We start from the raw sequence: 6,250 nt of genomic DNA, 5'->3' as shown, positions 1-6,250 counted from the left end.
GTATGCTCTATTCCCAAGAAGCTCCCACTTCAAGCGTTAAGAACCGTCAGGTTTAGCTAAGTGGTGAGTAGTTCACTAATAAAATAGAAAAGGAGTTTCAAATTAAAGGTTTCTCAATGAGAAAAATTAGTAGTCATTTACCATATGATATCCGTATACCATTACTAGCAATTGAACTTGAATCAATTTTGAAACAATATCAGTTACTTGTCACTTATGAAAAAATTGAGTTAAAGTATCTTTCATATATGCCACCACTGGATATCGAGAAAATTGACTCTTTGTTGCCAAAAAAATATATTCAAGTTTCTTATGAAAAAATACCAGTAACTCAAGATTTTATAGATATTAGGAATTTATTTAAATCTCATAGTTATGTATCGAGATATATATTTGATGAAAGAGTCATTGAGCAGATGGAAATTATTGATTCTTGTATCAGTTATTCGACTCTTTTTTCACAGGACGAAATAGATTTTTTGAATTATTGTCTTAATAACAAGAAATTTAATAATTCACTAGCTATAAGAAACAAATATTTACACGGATCAACAATATACTTTAAATCAGATCAACACAAGGCAAACTATCTGCTGTTGATAAAAATATTTATTATAATTTATGCAAGAATAAACGAAGAACTAACACTAAAAAAATACATTGATAGTTCTGAAGAATCTTAAAGAATATCCTTTTTTATTCTATATACTGTTTGCCTAGTTATATTGTATTGTTTAGCAATCTTTGAAATAGCAATTCCATTTTTAAGATCTTCAACAATGCTTTTATAAACAAGGCGACGTTGGGGATCTTTTGCATTAGCACTGTAAAGCTTTGGTCGGCCTTTATAGACTCCATTTGCTTTCGCAATCTTAATACCTTGTGTTTGTCGACGCTTTGATTCTGTACGTTCTTGCTCTGCAATCATGGCCAAGATCTGAATGATCAAATCTTTAATAAATTTATCCAGGAGAGGATTTCCAATTGCTTCGGCCATGATTGGTAAACTAGTGATGATTAGTTGTACATTTTTCTTTTTGAGGTAATTGACTGAGTCAATGATTTCGTCATAATTTCTGCCTAATCGATCGATGGCTTCGACAATAAAAATATCTTGTTCTCTGACAAACTCTAAAGCTTCCTGAAAAATCGGTCGTTGGGTGATCGTTGCTCCAGATTGTTTCTCGATGAAAATTTTTTCTGCACCGAACTTTTTCATTTCTGTAATTTGTCGTTGTTCATTTTGATCAATCGATGACACTCGAATATAAGCAACTTTCAATTTTTTACCTACTTTCTCGAACTATTTAAAATACACCCTAATCATACATTAGAAATCGAGATTTTTCAATGATTCACCAGTGTCTATTTAGGGTACACTCAAATTAAACACTTGTTTTTATACACTATAAAGAATATCATTATTAATAATCTTTATAGTGTATAAAAGGAGAGTAACATGTCGAAAAAGAAATATGATTTACATGACAACGATTTGATGACTGCGACTGAAGCTAGTTTAAGATGGGGATATGATTCAGGATATGTAAGACAAATGAAGAAAAAATATCCTAACAAAATACCTGAAGGGGAAATCAGATTATTTGGAAAAACTTTAGTAATAACTAGAGAGGGGATGGAAGCTTTAACAGGTAGAAAAGAACCCATACAACGCTTTTTTGTTATTGAAGAAGATAATTGGTCTGTTCAATCGCAAAAAGAAGTTGGAACTTTTGAAGAAGGAACAGAGATACTTAAGCAATGGATACTAAATAATTTAGAACTTGTAAACTTAGATCAAGTCGTACTCAAATATATTGATCCAGCAAAGCAGAAATTCGGACTATCAATTATTCCAGGTAAGAGAATCTATGTAGAATGTAGAAAATAATATAGCATTTAATGTTCATATAACGATTTTAAGATCATTTTGAGTTAATCAGCCCTATAGTTGGTTAAACAAGGAGAATAAGACAATCTCTAAATTGTCATTTATTAGTAAAAATTTTTGCCATTTAAAAAGAAAAGTGACAATAGTATGAGAATTTTTTGTAAGTGTCTACTGATAACTTATTCTCAAATGTTGTAAGGATTTTATTCATTTGTTAATATTAAAAAACGGAACTCCAAAAAAGTCCGTACTCTAATTTGCAGTCTCTCACTCTTTTAGAGTGAGAGTTTTTATTAGATTTTCAAATTAATTAGTAAAGTGATAGAATAAATTGATCATACAAATCAAAAGAAGAAGCAGGGTGATAGCATACCTATGCTTCTTTTTTTATGTATTTAGCTATTTCTTCTTTACAATATCGAACATATGTTTGTATAATGTGAAAGAATGGAGTGTTATTTATGATGGATTATTCAAAAGAGCCAGTAAATGATTACTTTTTAATCGATATGAAAAGCTTTTACGCAAGTGTCGAATGTATAGAAAGAAATTTAGATCCATTAACAACAGAACTTGTTGTTATGAGTCGAGCTGATAATACTGGTTCAGGATTGATATTAGCTTCTTCTCCTGAAGCAAAAAAGCGGTATGGTATTACAAATGTGAGTAGACCACGTGACTTACCACAACCATTTCCTAAAACACTACACGTTGTTCCACCACGTATGAACCTATATATCAAGCGAAATATGCAGGTAAATAATATTTTCAGAAGATATGTGGCTGATGAAGATCTACTGATTTACTCGATCGATGAATCAATCTTAAAAGTGACCCGATCACTGAATCTTTTTACGACTGAAGAAACACGAAGTCAGCGAAGGAAGAAGCTCGCTCAAATGATCCAAGAACGTATTAAAGAAGAGTTAGGTTTGATTGCTACGGTAGGCGTCGGCGATAATCCCCTTTTGGCTAAATTAGCCTTAGACAATGAAGCAAAGCATAATGAAGGATTTATTGCGGAATGGAAGTACGAAAACGTTCCTGAGAAAGTATGGAATATTCCCGAAATGACGGACTTTTGGGGAATTGGTTCGCGAATGAAAAAAAGGCTCAACCAAATGGGAATTTTGAGCATTAGAGACCTTGCTAACTGGAATCCTTATACGATTAAGAATAGATTAGGTGTGATTGGATTACAGCTGTATTTCCATGCTAACGGAATCGATCGAACAGATATAGCGATCCCACCAGAACCGACAAAGGAAAAATCTTATGGTAATTCACAAGTGTTACCACGAGATTATACTAGAAGAAATGAAATCGAGCTGGTGGTAAAAGAAATGGCGGAACAAGTAGCCATTCGTATCAGACAGCATAATTGTAAAACAGGATGCGTTCATTTAAACATTGGTACGTCGATCTTAGAAACGAGACCAGGGTTTTCACACCAGATGAAAATCCCTATCACAGATAATACAAAGGAATTGCAGAATTATTGTCTTTTCTTATTTGATAAGTATTATGAAGGACAAGAAGTAAGGCACGTTGGAATAACCTATAGCAAGCTTGTGTACACCGATTCGCTTCAGCTGGATTTATTTAGTGATCCACAAAAGCAAATTGACGAAGAAAATTTAGATAAAATTATTGACAAGATTCGGCAAAAATATGGTTTTACGTCGATTGTACATGCTTCTTCAATGTTAGAAGGCGCTAGAAGCATTACTAGAAGCACACTTGTTGGTGGTCATACGGGCGGAAATGGGGGAATTAAAAATGATTGATTACAATGATCGTGGACGTTTAAAGTGGGCAGGGTTTTATTTATCTGATCATACTGAAGAAATTGATGCCGACAATGAACAACGAACCAGTCAAAATTTAGCAAAAGAACAAATGACGACTGAAGAGATTGCGGAAGTATTGAACGCTGCAGTCATAAAAAATAGATCAGTATCTATTCAAAAAGAAGAACGAAACGCTGAAGGATACTATCCAGAAGATATTGTTGGCAAGATATTAGGTAGTGATGAGCTGGGGATCTACGTTGGAAAAGACAAAATTCACTACGACGAAATACGTCATATCGAATTTTACCAGGATAATAAATGGAGTCGATTAGAATGAACATTATCCAGCAATATGAGCTAAAGTATATAACCTTTGATCAGCTATCAGAAGAGATTTGGGGTTATGGCCAACGTTTGATAAATGAGGTTGGTGTTGAGCGCTTCTCTTTCTATGTAGAAGCTGCAGCAGGTTATCATAATTTTAGGTTTTATATTTTCCCGTTATTTATATAAGGTATTTTACGGATTCTATAGAGTTATCTCTATGAATCCTTTTTTGTTTTTACAAATAGGAGTAGATACTAGAATAATGCGTGTGTTAAACTATTATTGCAAACGCAATAATAAAGGAAAGTAGGCTTACGCACCATGTCTATCAATACATTTGTTTACTCGCACCCGATCAATGTTTACATTATCAAGAATTTAGGAATCACTGTAGAACAATTTTGTGAGTTATATGCCTACCCACAAGGAACGGTTGCAAGCTGGATAACCCGACAACGTAGAATAAAATCATTACCTGCTTCATTCGTTTATGATTTAAGCCTGGCCTCTAGTTTGAACATGTCTGATGTTTATGAAAAGCTCCTGTCTTTAGAAAAAGAATATGATTCCTTCAAGATTAAACATGATAAAAAAATAAAAAAACATATATAATATCAATCACAATTGTATAATATTACGATATCTTAATATCATGATATCGTAATATTGCTTTTTTTCTAAGAAAATGTACTATAAGAAGGGAATTATTAGTAACAATATAGACAGTTTAGTAATGTTTAAATTATTCTAGTTGCTGCTCACAAAACATATTTCTTATCATTAGTAAAAAATTTTAAAGTAAAAAAAAGTGATTATTTTAATTTCGAATAACATATGAATGATCTTTATATCCGAACCGATATATATATCTTTAAAACAAAATAATTACACAATATTACAATATAATGCAAATACGATATTGCAACATCACAATATTATGATATAATTATATTATAATATAAGATGAATGGGGGATATTTTAATGGCAAGAATATTGTCAGTAGCCAATCAAAAAGGTGGAGTTTCTAAAACTACGACTAGCGTTAATTTAGCAGCATGTTTGAAATTTGTTTACGGTAAAAATGTACTTTTAGTAGACATTGATCCTCAGGGAAATGCTACAGATAATGTAGGTTTCGATATAGATGGAACAAACCAACCTACAATTTATGAAGTATTAAAAGGGGAGGCTGACATTACAGATGCTATTCTGGACTATAAAGGAATTGATGTTTTGCCAGCCGACATAGCCCTTTCTTCCGCAGAAAGGGAATTTACTCAAGTAGGAAGTGAACACAGGCTTAAAAGAGTACTTCAACCAATCAAGGACAACTATGATTATATTATAATTGATTGTCCACCAAGTTTAGGAATGCTTACAGTCAACGCATTTACTGTTTCTGATGAAATTATCATTCCAGTTGAAGCTGCGTATTTCTCATTAAAAGGACTAATAAAGTTAAGTGAAACTATTGAAACGGTAAAAGAATATACGAACGACAAGCTTGAAGTACGAGGAGTCCTATTTACTAAGTATAATAAGCGTTATAACATTTCTAAAGAAATGACGTCTGCAGCAACTGAAATTTCTACAGTCATTGGTGCAAAAATTTTTAAAACGTATATTCGTAGAACAATAACCGTTGACGAAGCACAAGCTGCTGGATCAGATCTAATTAATTTTAATAAACCCTCAACAGCCGAAGATGATTACAAAGCATTTACAGAAGAATATTTAAAAGAAGTTGGTGATTTTGATGGTGGAAGATAATCGCAGTCAAGCTGCAGTAAGTAGACTATTAGGAAATAAAAATAAAAAGAATTTTAAATCAAAAGAAGTAGAAGAAATCGAATTAACTAAGAAAAATATAAGTAAGGTCATAAAAGATCAAGGAAGTAGTGTAAGAACAGCAGATAGTATTCGCATAAATCCAATACTAATGTCAGCACTCAAATATTGGACGACTATTGCTGAATCGGACAAAAGCAAACCAGACGTTATAGAAGATGCGCTATTAAAATCTATACCTGAAGAATACTTAATTGAAGGATACAAACTAGCAAAGAAACAAAATAAAATTTAATTGTAATCCAATATCACGATATTATAATATCGTGATATTTTTTTTACAAAAATCAGTAGTATCAAAGCTGATAAGTCGCTTATCTGCATATTGTAATATCACAATATCATGATATAATATAATTATAATATCGTGATATAATAAATACAAGGATA

The 6,250-nt window shown here is 32.1% G+C and carries 9 protein-coding genes; 8 read left to right on the top strand and 1 reads right to left on the bottom strand.

The features are described from left to right. Positions 1-116: 116 nt before the first annotated feature. Positions 117-683 (top strand): hypothetical protein, encoded by a 567-nt coding sequence (locus DVW83_RS08135; protein WP_137239274.1) that lies wholly within the window; start codon positions 117-119, stop codon positions 681-683. Here the strand turns inward: DVW83_RS08135 and DVW83_RS08130 are convergent. Beyond that, positions 680-1,282 carry a recombinase family protein gene (locus tag DVW83_RS08130; RefSeq protein ID WP_113842333.1) on the bottom strand — a complete coding sequence of 201 codons (603 nt, stop codon included), beginning with the start codon at positions 1,280-1,282 and terminating at the stop codon, positions 680-682. The two genes, DVW83_RS08135 and DVW83_RS08130, sit on opposite strands and share 4 nt — an antisense overlap. 177 nt (positions 1,283-1,459) lie before the next feature. Between DVW83_RS08130 and DVW83_RS08125 the strand changes: the two genes are divergently transcribed. The 7 genes from DVW83_RS08125 to DVW83_RS08095 all read left to right on the top strand — a co-directional run bounded on the left by DVW83_RS08125 (position 1,460) and on the right by DVW83_RS08095 (position 6,095). After that, a complete protein-coding gene (locus tag DVW83_RS08125) occupies positions 1,460-1,891 on the top strand; it encodes a helix-turn-helix domain-containing protein (protein WP_231437208.1) in 432 nt (143 codons plus the stop codon). A 461-nt stretch (positions 1,892-2,352) separates the two neighbouring features. Continuing rightward, a complete protein-coding gene (locus DVW83_RS08120; protein ID WP_113842332.1) occupies positions 2,353-3,678 on the top strand; it encodes a Y-family DNA polymerase in 1,326 nt (441 codons plus the stop codon). After that, the gene (locus DVW83_RS08115; protein WP_002303114.1) at positions 3,671-4,021 is read left to right on the top strand and encodes a hypothetical protein; all 351 of its coding nucleotides are present in this window, start codon (positions 3,671-3,673) and stop codon (positions 4,019-4,021) included. Before DVW83_RS08120 ends, DVW83_RS08115 begins: the two co-directional genes overlap by 8 nt. Then, complete coding sequence (locus tag DVW83_RS08110; RefSeq protein ID WP_002300101.1) at positions 4,018-4,197, top strand: hypothetical protein; 180 nt, start codon at positions 4,018-4,020, stop codon at positions 4,195-4,197. The genes DVW83_RS08115 and DVW83_RS08110 overlap by 4 nt, the downstream gene beginning before the upstream one ends. 135 nt (positions 4,198-4,332) lie before the next feature. Continuing rightward, positions 4,333-4,623: a hypothetical protein gene (locus DVW83_RS08105; protein WP_000026576.1), complete on the top strand. Its 291-nt coding sequence runs from the start codon at positions 4,333-4,335 to the stop codon at positions 4,621-4,623. Between the two features lie 370 nt (positions 4,624-4,993). Next, positions 4,994-5,782, top strand: a complete 789-nt coding sequence (locus DVW83_RS08100) for a ParA family protein (RefSeq protein WP_113842317.1) — start codon at positions 4,994-4,996, stop codon at positions 5,780-5,782. Then, positions 5,769-6,095 carry a hypothetical protein gene (locus DVW83_RS08095; RefSeq protein WP_113842318.1) on the top strand — a complete coding sequence of 109 codons (327 nt, stop codon included), beginning with the start codon at positions 5,769-5,771 and terminating at the stop codon, positions 6,093-6,095. Before DVW83_RS08100 ends, DVW83_RS08095 begins: the two co-directional genes overlap by 14 nt. Positions 6,096-6,250 lie beyond the last annotated feature (155 nt).

Origin of the sequence: Enterococcus sp. VV15, assembly GCF_005236045.1 — a bacterium.
GTDB lineage: Bacteria > Bacillota > Bacilli > Lactobacillales > Enterococcaceae > Enterococcus_B > Enterococcus_B durans.
The sequence above is the reverse complement of the archived record's forward strand: the minus strand, read 5'-3'. Positions and strand labels throughout refer to the sequence as shown.